Consider the following 18,070-nt stretch of genomic DNA (forward strand, 5'->3'; position numbering starts at 1 on the left):
GGCGCTCTCCATGACGAACCTCAGCCTAAAGACCGAACCCGTCGCGCTCGGCAAGAGCGGACTTGCCGTTTTCCCGATTGCCTGGGGCATGTGGCGGCTGGCCAGCCCCGACGGCAACGATGATCTGGGTGCCATTGCCGATCGCGTGGAAGCCGCGCTGGATGCGAGCGTGACCCTGTTCGATACCGCCGATATCTATGGCTGCGATGCGCCGGTGGGTTTTGGCGGGGCTGAAGCCCTGTTCGGCAAGGCGCTGGCGGCCAATCCGCATTGGCGCGAGCGCATGGTCATCGCCACCAAGGGCGGCATCTGGCCGGGCAAGCCCTATGATTCGACGCTTGCCTATCTGCGCAGCGCGATCGATGCCTCGCTGGCGCGGCTGGGGCTGCCCAGCGTTGACCTTTACCAGATCCACCGCCGCGACTTCCTCACCCATCCGCGCGAAGTGGCAGAGGCGCTGGTCGAGATGGTCGAGGCGGGCAAGGTCAAGCACGTGGGCGTATCGAACTACAGCCCGGCCGAGGTTGCGGCACTGCAGGCCTTCCTGCCCTTCCCGCTGGTGTCGACCCAGCCGGAATATTCCGCCGCGCGGTTTGACCCGCTCTATGATGGCACGCTGGACCAGGCCATGGAACGCGAGATGGCCGTGCTGGCTTGGTCGCCACTGGGCGGTGGCAGGCTGACCGATGCCGCACACCCGGTGGGCGCATTGCTGGCCAAGCAGGGCGCGGCCTATGGCACCGATGCCAGTGCCGCCGCGTTGAGCTGGATCATGGCGCACCCGGCGCGGATCGTGCCCATCGTCGGTTCGCAGCAACCCGCCCGCATTGCCGCCCTGCGCGACGCCTTCAAGGTCGAATGGACGCGCGGCGAATGGTACGCGGTGCTGGAAGCATCGCGCGGAGAATCCATGCCGTGACCAAAAATCCCGTGACCCACAATCCTTGCGAAATCAGCTGGTTTTCAGCGCTTTGCGATGACGACTATGAATATCTCGGGCAAAGCGACCCGGCGCTGCAATCAAGCTGGGAACATTGCCGCAATATCGTGCTGGGTGCCGAAGAGGGCGGGTTCGACAATATCCTGCTGCCCTCAGGCTATGCCCTGGGCATCGATACCACGGCTTTTGCCGCGGCGATCGCCACGCAGGTGCAGCGCATCAAGCTGCTCATGGCGGTGCGCGTGGGTGAAATGTGGCCAGCGCAACTGGCACGCCAGATCGCCACGATCGACCAGATCCTGGGCGGGCGGCTGACGGTCAACATCATTTCCAGCGACCTGCCGGGCGAAACGCTTGACGGGGCGTCGCGCTATGAACGCACCGACGAGGCGATCGCCATCCTGCGCACCCTGCTCGCCGGGCAGCCACTCGATCACCAGGGCCGGTTCTGGAACCTCAAGCTCGACGCGCCACGCATGCTGCAGGCCGCGCCGCGCGTGCCGGCGCTCTATTTCGGTGGCCTGTCTGAACCGGCGCGCGAAACCGCCGCCAAGGGCTGCGATGTCTATCTGATGTGGCCCGACCGCATGGAGGCGGTGAAAGACATCGTCGCCGACATGAAAGCCCGCGCCGCCCGGCATGGCCGCACCATCCGCTGCGGCTATCGCGTGCACGTGGTGGTGCGCGAGACGGAAAGCGAGGCACGCGCCGCTGCGGATCGCCTGCTAAGCAAGCTGGACGCGGCGCAAGGCGCGGCGATCCGGGCCAAGTCGCTCGATTCCCAATCGGTGGGTGTGCAGGCGCAGGCCGCCCTGCGCGAGGCCGCCGCTGGCGACGGCTATGTCGAAGACAACCTGTGGACCGGCATCGGCCGCGCCCGATCCGGCTGCGGCGCGGCGATCGTGGGCGACCCTGACCAGGTTCTGGCCAAGCTCAACGCCTATCGCGCGGCAGGGATCGAAGCCTTTGTGCTTTCGGGCTATCCCCATGCGCGCGAGGCGGATCTGTTTGCTCGCCACGTCTTGCCGCATATCGATCACGCACCGTTTTAATCTCTACTGCAAAAGTTGAACTTTCTGGCACTCCCTTGCCGCACCCCGTAACAGGCATGGCAAAGGAGTGCCGCCACCGATGACTGCCCTGCTCAGCCCCCGCCGCCGCCAGCTGCTGTTTGCGCTGGCCCTGACGGCGGGGATTCTCAATCTGGTCGATCGCCAGATTATCGCGGTGCTCAAGCCAACCATCGCCGCCGACCTGCATTGGAGCGATGACGATTACGGCACGCTGGCGGCGCTGTTTCAAACCGGGGCGGCATTCGGCTTTCTCGCGGCGGGCTGGCTGGTCGATCGGCTTGGCGTGCGGCGGGCCAATGCCTTTGGCGTGGCGGCCTGGTCCCTTGCCGCGATGGCGCATGGCTGGGCACGCAGCTTTTCCGCCTTCATGGCCTGCCGTATCAGCCTTGGCGCAAGCGAGGCGATGGGCACCCCGGCCGGCATCAAGACCATGGCGGCGATCTTTCCGCCCGAGCAGCGATCGACTGGCATCGGCCTGTCCAACGCGATCAATTCGATCGGCGCGATCCTGGCGCCACTGGCCATTCCGATCGTTGCAGCGATCTGGGGCTGGCGCGCGGCCTTTGTCATGGCCGGTGCGCTTGGCCTGGTCTGGGCACTGGCCTGGTGGCTGGCCACGCGCGGCATCGATTTTGCCGATACGCCGATGGCCAAGGCGCAAGATCATCATGGCGCCAGGCCGGTGTGGCGGGAGCGGCGCACCTGGATCATCGCCGGTGCCAAGGTGCTGTCTGATGCCACCTGGTTCCTGATGCTGTTCTGGATGCCGGACTATTTCCACCGCGCGTTTGGGCTGGCCGGCACCGAACTCGGCCCGCCGCTGGCCCTCGCCTATGCCGGCGCGGCAGTCGGATCGGTCTTGGCCGGCACGCTGTCGAGCCGCTGGATCGGCGCCGGCCAGCCAATCGACCGCGTGCGCAAGCGCGTGATGCTGGCCTCTGCCCTGGTCGTCACTCCTGTGCCGCTGGCCTTGCTGGCCCCCAGCGCGTGGAGCGCTGCGGCGGTGCTGGCACTGGCGCTGGCCGGGCACCAGGGTTTTTCCACCAGCCTGTTTGGCCTGATTGCCGATGTCACCCCGCGCGCACGCGTGGGCCGCGTCACCGGTTTTTCCGCGTTTTGTGGGAATATGGGCGGCACCGCGATCACCAAGATCGCCGGCCTCACCCTGGCGGCCGGGCTGGGCTATGGCCCGCTCTTTGCGTTCGCGGCGGTTTCCTATCTGCTTGCCCTTGGGCTGATCAGGCTGGGCATGCCGCGCATCGTGCCGGTGGACGAAGCGCCCGATGGACGCGCCATGGGCATGGCGTTGGGGCACTAAAGAAAAACTTTCTTCTCTACCTATAGGGTTGAGTATAGCGCCGCCGCGTTCAAGGGAGAAATCGATGCCCAAGTTTTCCGTTTCGCTGCGCAGCGCGCTCTTGCTCGCCGGTGCTTTGATCGTGCCCGCCGCCGCCGCTGCCCAGGATGCTCCGCCCGCGGCGCCTGCTCCGGCAGAAGCAGACGCGCCGGCGCCAGGCGAAATCGTCGTCACCGCGCGTTTCCGCAACGAAAGCCTGCAGCAAGTGCCGATCGCGATCAGCGCGGTCAGCGGCCAGTCGCTCAACGATCGCGGCATCCACAATCTCCAGGATCTGTCGGCCAGCGTGCCGACGGTCGATTTCCGCAGCGGCGCCTCGAACAAGGACCGCACCGTGTTCATTCGCGGCGTGGGCACGATCACCACCTCGCCGGGTGTCGAATCCTCGGTTTCGACCGTGCTCGATGGCGTGGTGCTCAACCGCCCCGGCCAGGCCACGCTCGACGTGGGCGAGGTTGAGCGCATCGAAGTGCTGCGCGGCCCGCAGGGCACGCTGTTCGGCAAGAATGCCTCGGCCGGCGTGATCAACATCGTCACCGCCGCGCCCACCCAGGCATTCCATGCTTATGTCGAAGGCGGCGCCACCACCGATGCCGAATACCGCGTGAAGGCGGGCGTCACCGGCGGCCTGACCGATACGGTCGCGGCGCGGATCGACGGCGTTTACGCCAACTACAAGGGCAACGTGTGGAACGCGGTGACCAAGGACAAGGTCAACGGGTTCGAACGCTATGGCCTGCGCGGCAAGATCGAGGCGCGCCCGAGCGAAGCCTTGACGCTGACGCTCGCGGGTGACTGGCTGCACAGCTATGACACGACCTCCAACGGGGTCTATGCCAACACCAACCAGATCGCCTATCCGACCAACGCCGTCACCGCCTCGCCCACGCTGGTCGGCATCCTCGCCGGCTATGGCATCACCGCCGGGCCCAGCAACCGCACCGTCGCCACCACGTTCGATACCGACGTGCGCGACGAGAATTTCGGCGCCTCGCTGACGGCCGATCTCTCGCTGGGGGATTACAAGGTCACCTCGATCACCGCCTGGCGCGGCTGGAAGAACCACCAGCACCAGGATCTCGATGCCACCCAGGCCTCACCCGCCGTGCAGCCGCAGAGCGACGACCATGGTGACGTCAACACCAACCAGTATTCGCAGGAACTGCGCCTCACCTCGCCCAAGGGCAAGCTGATCGACTATGTCATCGGTGCCTATGCTCTGCGCGCGGAGACCGACGAGCGCTATCAGCGTGATCTGACGCGCACGTCTGGTGTGACGACCGGCGTTGCCAAGTACGGCATCCGCGCCAACAACTATGCGCTGTTTGGTGAAGCCAACATCAACTTCACCAGCAATTTCCGCGCCATCGCCGGCTATCGCTCCACCTGGGACAAGCTCTCGTACTATCACGTGCGCACGTCGACGGCCGATCCGGCCAACACCGGCAGTGCCGCGTTCAACGTGTCGGGCATCCGCGCCTATCACAACAGCAACGGCAGCACGTCGACCCGTGGCGATTCCTGGCGCGCCGGGCTGCAGTGGGACGTGAGCAGCCACACGCAGGTCTATGGCACCTGGTCACGCGGGTACAAGGGGCCGGCCTACAACGCCTTTTTCAACATGCAGCCGAACGATGAAATCGCCCTGCTGCCCGAAACCTCCAATTCCTTCGAAGTGGGCATCAAGGGCAGCACGGCCGATCGCTCGGTCCGCTATGCGCTGGCGGTCTATTCGACCACGTTCAAGAACTATCAGGCCAACGTGGCCGATCTGGTCAACGGCACGGCGGTGACGCGCCTGATCAACGCCGGCAAGGTCCGCACCCAAGGGGTCGAGGCCGATGTCACCCTGGTGCCGACCAAGGGCTTCACCGTCGATCTGTCGGCCGCCTATGACGATGCCAAGGTGGTGAACTTCAACTGCCCGGCCGGCCTGCCCGCCAGCTGCGACATCAATGGTCAGCCGCTGCCCTTCGCGCCCAAGGTCAAGCTGTTTGCCAATGCCGCCTATCGCTTTGCCCTGACCGAGGCGGTCGATCTGGAACTGCAGAGCGACATCGCCTTCAAGAGCGAGACGCAGTACCAGTTGACGCAGACGCCGGGCACGATCCAACCCGCCTATGCCATCTGGAACGGCAGCGTCGCGCTGTTGGGCCACGACGATGGCTGGCAGCTGCGCGCCTATGTCAAGAACATCACCAACACCCACTATGCCAGCTATCTGGTCAATGGCGGGGTGGCCGGCATCGTGCGCTATGTGCCGCGCGATGACGTGCGCTATGGTGGCGTGACGCTGCGCAAGACATTCTGATCGGCCGATCCGCCGCGTGTCTCGCCCCAGGCAGGGGCACGCGGCGGATGCCGACAAGACGCATCAGGGCTTGCGCCAGCCCGCCGCGCGTGCCGCGCGTTCGGCGGCGGGATCCAGCGCAGGCCCTTGCGCCATGTCCTGCGCCAGGGCCATCAACGCCGCATCATGGCTGCCGGCCTTGCGATAGGCGCCATCGTCGCCCGGCCCCGCCGCTGCGCCGCCGCCCACCTGCCGGATCAGCTTCCATCCCCGCGCGTCGTGGCAGGCAATGCCGCCACCCTGCCCGCTGTCATAGCCGCGGCACAACGCGCCCGATGCATCGGCAAAGCTGATCACCACCCGCGCCGCAGCGCCAGCGCGCGCCTGACCGGACAGCTGGGTATCGAGCGCGCTGGCCAGCGCGCCATCGGCATAGCCAGGCCCAGCCTCATTCCCGCCCGGATGCTGCAGCACAACCGCCAGCGTCAGCGATGCCGCCAAGGCCAGGCCGATGCCCCCGCCCCATGCCAGGCGCCGCGGGCGCCGGGCGCGGGCGGCGGCGAGGTCAATCACCTCTGCACCGGTCTGTGGCTGGCTGGCCGCAGCAAGCAAACCGGGCGGCAACGGCGCGTCAAGCACCGGGGCATAATGCGCAGCGAGCCGGGCCTTGAGCGCGCGGTGGCGCTCCACCTGCCGCGCCAGCGCCGGATCGGCGGCGATGGCGCGCTCCACCTCGGCCTGCATGGCGGCATCGAGTTCGCCATCGGCATAGGCAGCCAGAGTTTCGGGAGAGGGCATCACAGGTCGTCCCCCAGCATGGCAAGAAGCGCGTCGCGCCCGCGCACCAGGCGGGAATTGAGTGTGCCCACCGGGCAGCCAACGATCTCGGCCGCTTCCTTGTAGGACCAGCCCTCGACCATCACGAGCAAGACCGCCTCGCGCTGTTCATCGGGCAGGCGCGCCATCGCGCGGTCCACGTCGGACAGCTGCGCCCGCGCCTCCTGCCCACCATCGGCGCCCACGGTCACGCCCGCTTCTTCGTCCACAAAGGTTTGGCCACGGCGGGTTTCGGCACGGGCCTCGTCGATCCACAGGTTGCGCATGATCCGATACATCCAGCTATCCAGGCGGCTGCCCTCTTGCCATTGCTGGCGGCTGCGCAGCGCGCGTTCCACGGTCATCTGGCAAAGATCATCAGCCCGCGCCGCATCGCGTGCCAAGCCCAGGGCAAACCGGCGAAGCCGGGGCAGCAGGGCCAGCATGGCGGTTTCAAAACGGTCGGTCAGCGTTCTTGCCTTTTCCGATGGATAGAACGAACCATGTCGCTCGTTTCATCCATAGGCAATTCCGCCTGACTTGGGAAACCGTCTTGCGCACGATCACCCCTGCCCTGCTGGCGATGCTTTGCGCCACGACGCTGCCCATGCCTGCCCTGGCGCAGGGCGTGATGCCCGGTATCGGCCAGGGAATAGGCCAGCAACTGGGCAATCCATTCGACAACCGGCTCGATCCCGTGATTGATCGCGCGCGCCAGGTGGTGGATCGCGTGCCCGCCGATGTGGCCCAGGCGCTCGACAATGCCACCACCACCATGGTGCAAAGCGCCAGGGCGCTTGCCGAAGCGCGGGTGGACCGGATCGATCGCCTGCTACGGCAAAACCCCGCAAGCATCGAACGGGACGCGACCGGTGATCCGGCCATAAAGGGTGAGCTGCTGATCATGGCGCCAGAGGCGGCGATGCTCGACAAGGCACGCGCCCTGGGATTTGCCGTTATTGGCAACGAACGCCTCGCCTCGCTCGATCTGGCGGTAACGCGGCTGGCAATTCCATCGGGAATGAGCCTGGCACAGGCGCAGGCCGCGCTGGGCAAGGCGCTGCCCGATGCCACGATCAGCGCCGATGTGCTGCACTTTACCGCCGGCGCTGCAAGCCCGCGTGGCGGCGTGATGCATCTGGGTACGATGCCTGCCTTGCAGACGCCGGTGGGCATGATCGATGGCGCCCCGGCGCAGGCGATCGATGCCCTGCAAGGGTTCGCCCCTGGGGCGCCGGCAGCGTCCGACCATGGCAGCGCCGTGGCCAACCTGCTGTCCGGCGCCGGCGTGCGGCATATTCTGGCGGCAGACGTCTATGGGCGCGGCCCCACCGGTGGCAATGCCCTGGCCATTGCCCGCGCGGTGGACTGGCTGATTGGCCGGCAGGTGCGCGTCATCACCATCAGCCTGGTTGGCCCGGCCAATCCCTTGCTGGAGCGGGCGATGACAGCGGCCCTGCAGCGCGGCGCGGTGATCGTCGCTGCCGTGGGCAACGATGGCCCCGCCGCGCCGCCGGCCTATCCCGCCAGCTATCCTGGCATCCTGGCCGTGACCGCAGTTGACGCCCGCAACCGCGCCCTGATCGAGGCTGGCCGTGCCCTGCACCTCGACTATGCCGCGCCCGGCGCCGGATTGCGGGCCGCCAATGCGCGGGGGCAAATGGTGCCGGTGCGTGGCACATCGTTTGCAGCACCGCTCGTCGCATCGCGCGTGGCGGCGGCGCGCGATGCGCATGCCTCCGTGCTCCAGGCGCTGGACCGGGAGGCGATCGACCTGGGCCCGCGCGGCCCCGATCAGCAGTATGGGCGCGGGCTGCTGTGCACGATTTGCCGCTGATCTTCCGGTCGATCGAAAAAAATTTGCGAGGATGGATTAAACCCGAGCGGAGGTCCGTTTTCAGAACAACGGGATCATGATCGGCCACAAAGATGGAAGGTCGATCCCACAGTTCAGGAAAGGATCAGATCATGCGTAAGCTCTTTGCCACTTCGCTTGTTGCCTGCACCCTCATCGCCATGCCGGCCCACGCCCAATTGCTGGGCGGCGGTGGCCTTGGCGGCGGTCTTGGTGGTGGCCTTGGCGGCGTGATGGGCGGCGCCATCGGCCGTGGCGGCATGGTGGGCGGCACGCTCGACGGCGCGTTTGACGGTTCCTCCACGCTCGACACCGTGCGCTCCACCACCCGTGGCACCGCCAACGGCTCGGGCAGCACCAGCGGCAACACCAGCGTGAACCGCCACAACGGCAAGGTTCACGCCGATCGCACCGCCAGCGGCAACGCTTCGGGTTCGGCCAGCCAGGGGCTGACCGCTCCCGCCGGATCGCTGACCGGTTCGCTGGCTGGCAATGGCAGCGGCACCGTGGGTGGCAGCGCCAATGCCCAGGCCATTGGCACCGACCAGCTGACCAGCACCACGCGTTCGGCCACGAACACGGCGCGCACCACCGCCAGCGGCGCGGCCACCCGCGTCGAAAACACCGCGAACATGGCCCGCGCCCGTGCCACCAGCACCGCACAAACGGCGCGTGATGCCGCCAGCGAGCGCGTCGCCCAGGCCCGCAGCACTGCCACCAACGCCGCCGAAGCGGGCAAGGCCAAGGCGCAGAGCGCCGCCAACACCACCCGTGGCTATGCGGCGAATGCCGCCGCCAGCGGCCAGGGCGCAGCCAATGGTGCAGCAAGTGCCACGCGCAACGCGGCCCAGCAGGCCTCCGGCAGCGTCGCCGGCAGCGCCAGCGGCTCGGTTACCGGCTCGGCTTCCGCCAGCCACTGATCCCTGCCTTGCGGCAGGCAACGATCCCGGCGCATGACCTCATGCGCCGGGATTTTTTGTAGGCCGCAGGCTTTCGACCAGATGATCGACAAAGACCCTCACGCGCGCCGGCGTGGCCGTTCCGCCGACAAACACGGCATGAATCTGCTCTTCATCGGTGGGATTGAACGCTTCGAGCAGCGGGATCAGCCGCCCATCGGCGAGAGCCTGGGTCACGCTGAATGTCCCCACCCGCGCGATGCCGATGCCGGCCTGGGCCAAATCGCCCAGGGTTTCGCCATTGTTGGCCACGATCGTGCCGCGCACCTCCAGCGCGAAATCATCCACCGTGCCATCGGCCCGCACGCGGCGGAACGGCCATACCGGTTCGGCCCGGCGGAAATTGAAGTTGAGGCAATTGTGGGCGTGCAGGTCTTCGGGCACCTGCGGCACGCCATGGCGCGCGAGATAATCGGGCGAGGCGACGATCACCCGCCCATTGCTGCCCAGCTTGCGCGCGGTAAGCGCACTATCGGCCAATGGGCCAAAGCGGATCGCCACGTCCGCCTCGCCAGCGGCGACGTCCACCAAGGTGTCGGTAAGGGCGATATCGACCAGCACATCGGGATAGCGGCGCACGAAGGCGCCCAGCAGCGGCACGATGCACAGCCGCCCGTGCGATAGTGCCGCGCTCACGCGCAGGCGCCCGCGCGGCGTGCCGCGGTCGGCGATTTGCTGCTCTGCCTCGTCAAGATCGGCCAGGATCCGCCGTGCCGCGCGCAGATAGGCCTGGCCCTCGGCGGTCATTGCCAAGGCGCGGGTCGATCGCAGCAACAGCCGCACGCCCAGCCGCGCCTCGATCCGGTCGATACCCCGGCTCACCGCCGAAGGGCTCAGGCCCAGCAGACGCCCGGCGCCGGAAAAGCTGCCGCAATCGTGCACGGCAGCGAACAGCGCCATTTCGCGGGCACGGTCCACCCCGGGCGCGGCATCGCCGCCCGCTGCCGGATTGGCTGGCATCTTTGCACGCATTGCAAAAATCCTTCGCGTTCAAACCCTCTAAACACGGGGATCAGTCTGCGCCATCTGTGCATTCATTGGCAAGGCGCTCGGGCGCCGCAAAACAGATCAGGATCATCGCAATGAAATGGAATGCCGGGCTCATGGCCCTGGCCCTGGGTGCCTTTGGCATCGGGGTGACTGAATTTGCCCCGATGGGCCTCTTACCCGCCATCGCCACGGGCCTGGGCGTCTCGATCCCGGCCGCTGGCCTGCTGATCAGCGCCTATGCCATGGGCGTGGTAGTGGGCGCGCCGATCATGACGCTGACCACCGGGCGCGTATCGCGCCGCACGCTGCTGGTCGGGCTGGCCGGGATCTTTACCCTGGGCAACCTGATGGCCGCGCTGGCGAACAGCTATGACATGATGCTGCTGGCCCGGCTGGTAACCTCTTTCAACCACGGCGCCTTCTTCGGCGTGGGCTCGGTGGTGGCAGCCAGCCTGGTGCCGCCACAGCGGCAGGCCGGGGCCGTGGCCACGATGTTCATGGGGCTGACGATCGCCAATGTCGTGGGTGTGCCGCTCGCTACCTGGGCCGGGGAGAACGTGGGCTGGCATACGCCGTTCTGGGCCATCGCCGCGCTGGGCGTGCTGATGATGGCCGCGCTGCGGTTTACGCTGCCGCCCTTGCCGGCAGAGGGCGACGCCAACCCCATGGCCGAACTGCGCGTGCTGATGCGCGGCAAGGTGCTGGGCGCCCTGGCGCTGACCGTGGTGGGGTCGAGCGCGATGTTCACGGTGTTCACCTATATCAGCCCGATCCTGCGCAATGCCACGCACGCCTCGCTTGGCTTCATCACCGCCATGCTGGTCACCTATGGCGTGGGCCTGACGGTGGGGAACTGGCTAGGCGGCAAGTTTGCCGATCGCTCGGTCGATCGCACGCTGATCGTCACGCTGGCGAGCCTTACCGCCGTGCTGATCGCCTTTGCCGCGTTGATGCCGCATGCAGGCGCCGTGGCGGTCATCGTGTTCCTGTGGGGCGTGGCGAGCTTTGCCCTGGTGCCGCCGCTGCAGGTGCGGGTGATGAGTGCTGCGGCTGATGCGCCGCACCTTGCCTCATCGGTCAACATCGGTGCGTTCAACCTGGGCAATGCCCTGGGTGCCGCGCTAGGCGGCGGGGTGATCGCGCTGGGCTGGGGTTATCCGGTGATCGCGCTGGCCGGTGCGGCTACCTCGGCGATCGGCCTCGTCGCGATCGTGCTGACCAGCCGCAAGGGCCAGGCTGCTTAAACAGCAGTGCCCGCGTTGATCCGATCGATCAGCGCGGGCAATTCGCCCAGGCGGGTGAGCGTGACAAAGCGCTCTGCCCCATCTGGCTCCGGCGCCTGTTCGTGCGACCAGGCGCCGTCTTGCGGCACATAGGCCGCCCAAGCCCCAGCGCCGAGCGCCGGCAGGATATCCGACCGCAGCGAATCCCCGGCCATGATCGCCTCGTGCGGGGCAACGCCATGGCGGGCGAACAGACCGGTAAAGGTCTGCACGGTCTTGTCGCTGACGATCTCCACGCCCGAAAAGCATTCGCCCAGGCCCGAGGCGGCCAGCTTGGTTTCCTGGTGCAGCAGGTCTCCCTTGGTCACCAGCACCAGTTCACCCCGCGCCTGCAAGGCCGGCAGGGTCTGCGCAATGCCATCGAGCAGTTCCACCGGATGCTGCAACAAGGTTCGCCCCACTGCCAAGAGGTCGGCGATCATCGCCGGGGTGAGCGCAGCACCGCACAGTTCCAGCGCGGTCTCGATCAGCGACAGCGTAAAACCCTTGGCGCCATAGCCATAGACCTTGAGATTGCGCGCCTCGCACGCTTCCAGTGCGCGGCGCGCAACGCCTGCTTCGGCAAAGGGTTCGAGCATGGCGGTAAAGGCGGCCTCGGCCCCGTTGAAGTGGCGCATGTTGTGCCACAGGGTATCATCGGCATCGAGGCAGATCAGGCGTATCGTCATGGCACCGCGATGGCACAAGTGCCCGCGCAGTGCCATGCCCGAGAGGCCTCAGGGCGCCAGAGTGCAGCGTCCGGCAACGCGCACCGGATTGCAGCGCGCCATGGTGCCGCCCGGCAGCGTCACCACAAAGCCAAGGCCCAACGGATCGGGCGCACCGGGATAGTAATCGGTGCTGATCGCCTGGGCGCCGCTGTCCTGCGCGGCGCGGGCCTTGGCCAGGTCGTGGGCACGCGCCTCTTGCGTGTTGGCGTCGGTGCGGGTGCGCACGATCACGCCAGCCTTGACCAGTGCCTTGATCCGCGCGCCATCTACCAGCGGGTCTTGCACGATCTGGATCGCGCTTTCCGGCTGGCCATCGGGATACCAGCCAAACATCGCCCGCCCACGCAGCGACGGATGCCCCATGCGATAGGCGTCAGACACCGCCGGCCGCACATCGAACAGGATGAAGATGCGCCCGCGCGCCGCCGCCAGGGTGGGCCAGCCACGGCGATGCACCGCATCGGCCAGCGTGCTGGCACTGCCGCGCACCTCGTCAGGCGTGATCAGCCGCCGCCCCGGCAGGGCCTTGCGGATTTCCCCGTCCAACTGATCGAGCAACGCGGCATTGTCGAGTGGCAGCGGCTGGGTGGCCAGGCGGCTGTCGGCGCTATCGGCCGCGTTGATCGTGATCATGATCGGGAGGTGGCGCGGATGGGCGCGTGACCAGCGATCGATCTCGCCCAGGCAGCTGACCAGCGTGGGACACACCGCATGGTAATCGATATCGGGAATGTGCAGCACCTTGAACCCCGGCTGCGCCATCGTCGCCGGGTCAAACCCCGGCCCCTTGCCCTGCTGATCTGCCGGCAGCAGCGCTTCCCCGGCCGGGTGGGCATAGCGCCCGCCGGCCGGATCGGCGAAGATATCGATCTCCACCTGGCGCACCCCGGCATCGAGCTGCGCGGCAAGCGGCAGGTGATAGTAATCCAGCGCCTGCGCCAGCTTGGCATCACGGGCACGCAACTGGGCCATGATCGGCGCCGGAATCTGTGCCTTGAAGCTGTTGTGCGAACCGACGACCTGAATGTCGTTCATCCGCATCGGCGCGCCAGCCGCCCCGGCAAGAGCCGGCGCCAGCAGGGCCAAAGCCCCGCCGAGCGCCAGCCTGGCGCCTGTTGCGAAAGACCGCCGCATCAGAATTCCGCCCGCGCGCCGAACAGGATCGTGCGGCCGTAATCGTTGATCTCACCAAAGCGGATGGTGCGGTCGTTGTAAGTATATTGGCGCGCCTTTGCGATGTTGATCGCTTCCAGGCTGAGCGTGACATTGTCCGTCACGCGCACCGCGATCGAGCCATCGAGCGAGCCGAACGCAGCGGTATAGACCGGCGCCTGGGTGGTGCTGCCGGTGTTCGACAGATAGCGATCGCGCCAGACATAGGACAGCCGCGTGGACAGCGGGCCCTTTTCATAGAAGCCCACCACGTTGAAGCTGTTCTTCGACAAGCCGATCAGCTCGTTGACGATCGGGCGCGAGCCGGCGGTGTAGTTCGCCTCGACCGACGTGCGGGTGTACGAGGCCTGCAGCCCCAGCCCATCGAACGGCGCGGGCAGGAACGTGAACACCTGGTGATAGGCCGCTTCCAGGCCATAGACCTTGGCATTGCCGCCATTGACCTGGGTGCTCAACTGCACGGTGCCGCGGCCGGGAATGTCGATCGGCACGTTCTGCTGGGTGATGTAGTTATCCATCGCCTTGTAGAACACCGCGCCGGTCAGCGAGCCGGCTGGGTTGAAATACCATTCCAGCGAGCCGTCGAACTGGGTGGCCAGGAACGGCACCAGCGCCGGGTTGCCGCCGCTCGCCGTGGGCGCGTCGGTCGACACGGTGATGCGCGGCGCACTGTCGGTCACGTTCGGGCGCGTCAACACGCGGCTGGCGCTGAGGCGGCCAATCAGGCTGCGTGAAAATTCCGCGCGCAGGTTGAAGCTCGGCAGCACGTTGTTGAACGTCTTGGGGAAGCTGACCGGCGTGGTCGCGCTGCCGCTGCGCAGGTTGCCGCTCGCCACCTGGTCGGTGTGAACATAGCGCACGCCCAGATTGCCGGTGATCGCCACGCCGCCGATGGCAAAGGTGTAATCGGCGCGGGCATAGACGCTGGCGATCTTTTCGGTAGTGTGGAACGAGGCGGCAAGGTCGGCAGCCGTCAGCGCCGAATTGCGCACCGCCGGAGTGAAGAACGCATTGAGATAGGCGCTAGTCACCGGCACCAGGAACTGGCGCGGGATATTGCCGCCCTGCCCCTGCAGGTAATCGTCGAACGGCAGCTGCTGATAGGCGCCGCTGCCCAGGCTGGTGAGCGGGGTGCCGGCCGCCGGATTGACCAGGAAATCGCGGCGCGAATAGTCGCGCTTGCGGAACTGGTACTCGCCGCCGGCCGCCAGCTTGGAGATGAAACCGCCCAGATCGCGTGCCACGTCGGCACGGCCATAGAAGTTCCAGTCCTTGCTGTTCTTGGGCGCAATGTTGAACTGATAGAGCTGGTAATTCGCCGGATTGGTGGGATCGACCGTGGTGGTGAAAGTGGGCACGGCCTTGTAGCCGCCGGTGGCATCATAGGTCAGCGGGGCGAAGAACATCGCCCGGCTACGCACGGTGCCCACGTCATAGCTGGGGTGATAGCTGTGGGCATAGGACCAGTTGGCCAGCCCCACCACGTGCCAGCCATCGCTGTCCCACGTCTGGCGCAGGTTGGCGTTGAACAGGTCGTGGCGGTTGAGGCTGTATTCGCGCGAGGCCATGAAGCGCACGTCGTTGATCGTGGCCTTGACCACGGTATCGCCATCCAGCACCACGCTGCCCGGCACCAGCACGGGCTTGTGGCCAGCGACGCTGCTATCGTCGGGATAGATGTCCAGCCCGAACTCGTCATAGGCCACGTCCAGCCGCGTCGCCATCAGGTTGAGCGTGGTCGTCGCCTCGGCACTGGGGCGCCATTGCAGCGAGAGCATGCCGGAAATGCGCTTGCGCTTTTCGGTTTCCACCGTGGGGCGCGTGCGGGTGGGGAGGTAATAGCCGCTGCCCAGGGTGGAGGCGAAGCGATCCTTGTACCAACCGAAGTTCAGGAAGCGGTCGTTGCGCACGTCCTTGGCCCAATACTGGGCCCCGGCGAGCACGCCGAACGTGTCGTCCTTGTTCACCCAGCTGGTGATCAGCGTCGCATTGGGGCGCACGCGATCGGTTTTGCTGGTATAGGTACCGCGCAAGTTGAGCGTGGTCTTGGTGCCTACGTCGAACGGCTCAAACGTCTTGACGTTGATGTTGCCGCCCAGCGCGCCTTCCGTCATGTCGGCGGTGGGCGTCTTGACCACGTCGATGCGCGAGGTGAATTCGGCCGGCAGCATTTCAAAGCGAAACTGGCGCCCGGCGGCGCCACCGTTTTCGATCACTTCATTGACTGCCACCGGGCTGCCATTGAGCAGCGTGTTCTGGAACTGCGGCCCCAGCCCGCGCACGCTGACATAGAGCCCCTCGCCACGCGGCCGGGTGATCGCCACGCCGGTCACCAGTTGCAGCGCTTCGGCCACGTTCTGGGTGGGGAACTTGCCGATATCGGTCGATGCGATGGAATCGACCTGGAACGCCGCGGTGCGCTTGACCTGCGTGGCCGCGTTCAGGCTGCGGGCATAGGTGCCGGTGACGACGATTTCGCCGGCATCGGCCGCCGCATCCGCTGCGGCTGCGACAGGTGCGGGTGTCGTGGCCGGCGCGGCTTGCGCCATGGCTGGCAAAGCCAGGGCGAGGTTCGCCACAAGCGATGCCGACGATACAAGTGCCAGTTTGGTGATGCGCATTATGATTGCCCCGAAGAACGTTTATCGTTTCGGGGGCGGCCCTAGGCGGCAATCATGACGCTTCGCGGTAAGACCCGTGACGGATTGATGAATATCGCAAATATGCGCAACATCGCGTCTTCGGGGTGATGCGTCCCGGGCGAAGCGCCCGCGTTTCTTGCGGATATCGCCGGATCGGCGCTATCGTCGCGAAATATTTTGCCGCAAGCGGAAGGAAATGGCGCCGGCCGGTCTCTAGGCCTGTGAAAGAGGGAAAACCCAAAGCCGATGGAGGATGGGACGGGACCGGATCTGCGAGCGCAACTCGAGCGTCGCCGCGCCTTGGCGCGATGGGTGGCGCAAGAGATCATGCCGCACGAACCGCGCCTGCGGGCGTGGTTCGTGAAGCGGCGGATTGCGCCCGATGTAGTGGATGAACTCATGCAGGACGCCTATTGCCGCATCGCCATGCTCGATACTGTCGACCATATCGACTGCGGGCATGCCTATTTCTTTTCAATCTGCCGCAACCTGCTGGCCCGCCGGCTCAAGCGCCAGTTGATCGCCCCATTCGAGGCGATCAGCGAGATTGAAAGCTATCGCGACACCGGAATGCCCACGCCCGAGGAGCAGGTCGCCACGCGCATGGCGTTCGAGCGGGTGCGCAGCCTGTTGGCGCAATTGCCCGAACGCTGCCGCCGCATCGTCGAACTGCGCAAGTTCGAAGGCTGGTCGCAAAAGGAAATCGCCGCCCACATGGGGATGACCGAAAAGGCCGTTGAAAAGCAGGTGTGGGTGGGAGTGCGCGCCATCCGCGAAGGCTGGGACCGGCTCGAACGCGAACCCGAGATGCTGCCCACCGGACGGAGGGCGTCATGACCACAAGCAGCCCCCTTCCCCCCGCCGATCGTGATGCCGCTGCCACCTGGGTGGCGCGCATGGACGATCCCGCCACCTGGAGCGCCGCCGACGAAGCCGCATTGCAAGCCTGGCTGGCGGCCGATCCGCGCCGCCATGGCCTGCTGCTGCAGGTACAGGCCGCATGGGAACTGCCTGGCGCGGTCACCCCGCCGGCCGCGCCCGAAGCGGTCGACAGCGCGCCAGGCGATGACGCGATCGAGCCTGCCAACGATCGCGGCGCCTGGGCACGGCGTGGCGTGCTGGGCGGCCTGGTGGCAGCGGGTATCGCCGGCGCGGCCGCCACGCGCCTGGTGCTTGCCAATGGCGCCCAATACGTCACCCGCCTGGGCGAGATCCGCCGCGTTCCGCTCGACGATGGCTCGGTCATGACGATCAATTCCGATACCGCGCTCAAGGTCAATCTGGGCCAGCACGCGCGCGAGGTGGAACTCGATCAGGGCGAAGCCTGGTTCGAGGTAGCCAAGGATGCCAAACGGCCGTTCGTCGTTGCCTCTGGCCCGGTGCGCGCCCAGGCGATCGGCACGGCCTTTTCGGTGCGCAAGCGCGAGGAAGGGGTGGAAATCCTGGTGACCGAGGGCGTGGTGGAAACCTGGTCTGCCGCCGATGCCACCCAGCGCCTGCGCGTGGTGGCGGGCGAGCGTGCCATGGTCAATGCCCGCGCCCTGGTGCATTACCAGGCGAGCGAAACCGCGCCGGTCGACCGGGCGCTGGCCTGGCGCAACGGCATGATCGATCTCAACGGCACCACGCTGCGTGAGGCGGCCGACGAATTCAACCGCTATAACCAGCGGCAGATCGTGATCGCCGATCCCGAAGTGGCGGCCGAGCAATTCGACGGGCTGTTTCGCATCGGTGACCCAGACGGCTTTGCCCAGACACTCAAGGCGACGCTGGCCGTGAAGATCGATGTGAGCGATCCGCGCACCATCCGTATCGAACGCGCAGCCGAAACAGGATTCTAGAAATAAATTTTCACAATCGAAGAAGGATAATCGCCAGAGCATGTCTCTAGGCCAACACAGATCGAAATGATCTGATGCGTAATGAAATCCTGATGGGAGGGATATATGACAACGACCACACTGCGTGGCGTTCTTTTTGCG

15 protein-coding genes are annotated in these 18,070 nt (G+C 66.4%); 9 read left to right on the forward strand and 6 right to left on the reverse strand.

The annotated features are described in order from the left end of the window. The first annotated feature begins 10 nt into the window (after positions 1-10). From C8K14_RS07815 to C8K14_RS07830, 4 genes are all read left to right on the forward strand, one after another. Entirely contained in the window at positions 11-919 is a 909-nt protein-coding gene (locus tag C8K14_RS07815; protein WP_107716304.1) for an aldo/keto reductase family oxidoreductase, read from the forward strand. 11 nt (positions 920-930) lie between these two features. After that, positions 931-1,992 carry an LLM class flavin-dependent oxidoreductase gene (locus C8K14_RS07820; protein ID WP_233250962.1) on the forward strand — a complete coding sequence of 354 codons (1,062 nt, stop codon included), beginning with the start codon at positions 931-933 and terminating at the stop codon, positions 1,990-1,992. Between the two features lie 79 nt (positions 1,993-2,071). Continuing rightward, positions 2,072-3,331: an MFS transporter gene (locus C8K14_RS07825; RefSeq protein ID WP_107716241.1), complete on the forward strand. Its 1,260-nt coding sequence runs from the start codon at positions 2,072-2,074 to the stop codon at positions 3,329-3,331. 64 nt (positions 3,332-3,395) lie between these two features. Continuing rightward, the gene (locus tag C8K14_RS07830) at positions 3,396-5,681 is read left to right on the forward strand and encodes a TonB-dependent receptor (protein ID WP_107716242.1); all 2,286 of its coding nucleotides are present in this window, start codon (positions 3,396-3,398) and stop codon (positions 5,679-5,681) included. 63 nt (positions 5,682-5,744) lie between these two features. On the opposite strand, the gene C8K14_RS07835 is transcribed toward C8K14_RS07830, so the two are convergent. Continuing rightward, positions 5,745-6,458 carry an anti-sigma factor gene (locus tag C8K14_RS07835; RefSeq protein ID WP_107716243.1) on the reverse strand — a complete coding sequence of 238 codons (714 nt, stop codon included), beginning with the start codon at positions 6,456-6,458 and terminating at the stop codon, positions 5,745-5,747. Then, positions 6,458-6,922, reverse strand: coding sequence for an RNA polymerase sigma factor (locus C8K14_RS07840; RefSeq protein WP_107716244.1), 465 nt, complete (start codon positions 6,920-6,922; stop codon positions 6,458-6,460). The genes C8K14_RS07835 and C8K14_RS07840 overlap by 1 nt, the downstream gene beginning before the upstream one ends. Before the next feature lie 41 nt (positions 6,923-6,963). On the opposite strand from C8K14_RS07840, the gene C8K14_RS07845 reads away from it, so the two are divergent. Next, the gene (locus C8K14_RS07845) at positions 6,964-8,313 is read left to right on the forward strand and encodes a S8 family serine peptidase (RefSeq protein WP_233250963.1); all 1,350 of its coding nucleotides are present in this window, start codon (positions 6,964-6,966) and stop codon (positions 8,311-8,313) included. A 131-nt stretch (positions 8,314-8,444) separates the two neighbouring features. After that, the gene (locus C8K14_RS07850) at positions 8,445-9,251 is read left to right on the forward strand and encodes a hypothetical protein (protein WP_133726778.1); all 807 of its coding nucleotides are present in this window, start codon (positions 8,445-8,447) and stop codon (positions 9,249-9,251) included. A gap of 39 nt (positions 9,252-9,290) precedes the next feature. Here the strand turns inward: C8K14_RS07850 and C8K14_RS07855 are convergent, their stop codons facing one another. Further along, positions 9,291-10,262 carry a LysR family transcriptional regulator gene (locus C8K14_RS07855; protein WP_233250964.1) on the reverse strand — a complete coding sequence of 324 codons (972 nt, stop codon included), beginning with the start codon at positions 10,260-10,262 and terminating at the stop codon, positions 9,291-9,293. A 110-nt stretch (positions 10,263-10,372) separates the two neighbouring features. Between C8K14_RS07855 and C8K14_RS07860 the strand changes: the two genes are divergently transcribed. Beyond that, the gene (locus C8K14_RS07860) at positions 10,373-11,524 is read left to right on the forward strand and encodes an MFS transporter (protein ID WP_107716246.1); all 1,152 of its coding nucleotides are present in this window, start codon (positions 10,373-10,375) and stop codon (positions 11,522-11,524) included. Here C8K14_RS07860 and C8K14_RS07865 read toward each other — a convergent pair. The 3 genes from C8K14_RS07865 to C8K14_RS07875 are packed head-to-tail and all read right to left on the reverse strand — an operon-like array spanning position 11,521 to position 16,067. Then, entirely contained in the window at positions 11,521-12,231 is a 711-nt protein-coding gene (locus tag C8K14_RS07865; protein WP_107716247.1) for an HAD family hydrolase, read from the reverse strand. The two genes, C8K14_RS07860 and C8K14_RS07865, sit on opposite strands and share 4 nt — an antisense overlap. A 48-nt stretch (positions 12,232-12,279) precedes the next feature. Further along, entirely contained in the window at positions 12,280-13,407 is a 1,128-nt protein-coding gene (locus tag C8K14_RS07870; protein WP_107716248.1) for a Ca2+-dependent phosphoinositide-specific phospholipase C, read from the reverse strand. Continuing rightward, positions 13,407-16,067 (reverse strand): TonB-dependent receptor, encoded by a 2,661-nt coding sequence (locus C8K14_RS07875; RefSeq protein WP_107716249.1) that lies wholly within the window; start codon positions 16,065-16,067, stop codon positions 13,407-13,409. Before C8K14_RS07875 ends, C8K14_RS07870 begins: the two co-directional genes overlap by 1 nt. A 348-nt stretch (positions 16,068-16,415) precedes the next feature. Between C8K14_RS07875 and C8K14_RS07880 the strand changes: the two genes are divergently transcribed. Together C8K14_RS07880 and C8K14_RS07885 are read left to right on the forward strand one after the other, a co-directional pair. Further along, on the forward strand, positions 16,416-16,925 hold the full coding sequence (locus C8K14_RS07880) for an RNA polymerase sigma factor (RefSeq protein ID WP_210426734.1): 510 nt from the start codon (positions 16,416-16,418) through the stop codon (positions 16,923-16,925). Further along, positions 16,922-17,929, forward strand: a complete 1,008-nt coding sequence (locus C8K14_RS07885) for a FecR domain-containing protein (protein WP_107716251.1) — start codon at positions 16,922-16,924, stop codon at positions 17,927-17,929. The genes C8K14_RS07880 and C8K14_RS07885 overlap by 4 nt, the downstream gene beginning before the upstream one ends. The last annotated feature ends 141 nt before the right edge of the window (positions 17,930-18,070 follow it).

Source organism: Novosphingobium sp. GV079 (assembly GCF_003058045.1).
GTDB lineage: Bacteria > Pseudomonadota > Alphaproteobacteria > Sphingomonadales > Sphingomonadaceae > Novosphingobium > Novosphingobium capsulatum.

What these genes read in the sequence shown, in the direction of transcription:
- C8K14_RS07885 (WP_107716251.1), top strand. Translation starts at nt 16,922, where the DNA reads ATGACCACAAGCAGCCCCCTTCCCCCCGCCGATCGTGATGCCGCTGCC.
- C8K14_RS07825 (WP_107716241.1), top strand. Translation starts at nt 2,072, where the DNA reads ATGACTGCCCTGCTCAGCCCCCGCCGCCGCCAGCTGCTGTTTGCGCTG.
- C8K14_RS07815 (WP_107716304.1), top strand. Translation starts at nt 11, where the DNA reads ATGACGAACCTCAGCCTAAAGACCGAACCCGTCGCGCTCGGCAAGAGC.
- C8K14_RS07835 (WP_107716243.1), bottom strand. Translation starts at nt 6,458, where the DNA reads ATGCCCTCTCCCGAAACTCTGGCTGCCTATGCCGATGGCGAACTCGAT.
- C8K14_RS07830 (WP_107716242.1), top strand. Translation starts at nt 3,396, where the DNA reads ATGCCCAAGTTTTCCGTTTCGCTGCGCAGCGCGCTCTTGCTCGCCGGT.
- C8K14_RS07875 (WP_107716249.1), bottom strand. Translation starts at nt 16,067, where the DNA reads ATGCGCATCACCAAACTGGCACTTGTATCGTCGGCATCGCTTGTGGCG.
- C8K14_RS07860 (WP_107716246.1), top strand. Translation starts at nt 10,373, where the DNA reads ATGAAATGGAATGCCGGGCTCATGGCCCTGGCCCTGGGTGCCTTTGGC.
- C8K14_RS07880 (WP_210426734.1), top strand. Translation starts at nt 16,416, where the DNA reads ATGCCGCACGAACCGCGCCTGCGGGCGTGGTTCGTGAAGCGGCGGATT.
- C8K14_RS07845 (WP_233250963.1), top strand. Translation starts at nt 6,964, where the DNA reads ATGGATAGAACGAACCATGTCGCTCGTTTCATCCATAGGCAATTCCGC.
- C8K14_RS07850 (WP_133726778.1), top strand. Translation starts at nt 8,445, where the DNA reads ATGCGTAAGCTCTTTGCCACTTCGCTTGTTGCCTGCACCCTCATCGCC.
- C8K14_RS07855 (WP_233250964.1), bottom strand. Translation starts at nt 10,262, where the DNA reads ATGCGTGCAAAGATGCCAGCCAATCCGGCAGCGGGCGGCGATGCCGCG.
- C8K14_RS07870 (WP_107716248.1), bottom strand. Translation starts at nt 13,407, where the DNA reads ATGCGGCGGTCTTTCGCAACAGGCGCCAGGCTGGCGCTCGGCGGGGCT.
- C8K14_RS07840 (WP_107716244.1), bottom strand. Translation starts at nt 6,922, where the DNA reads ATGCTGGCCCTGCTGCCCCGGCTTCGCCGGTTTGCCCTGGGCTTGGCA.
- C8K14_RS07865 (WP_107716247.1), bottom strand. Translation starts at nt 12,231, where the DNA reads ATGACGATACGCCTGATCTGCCTCGATGCCGATGATACCCTGTGGCAC.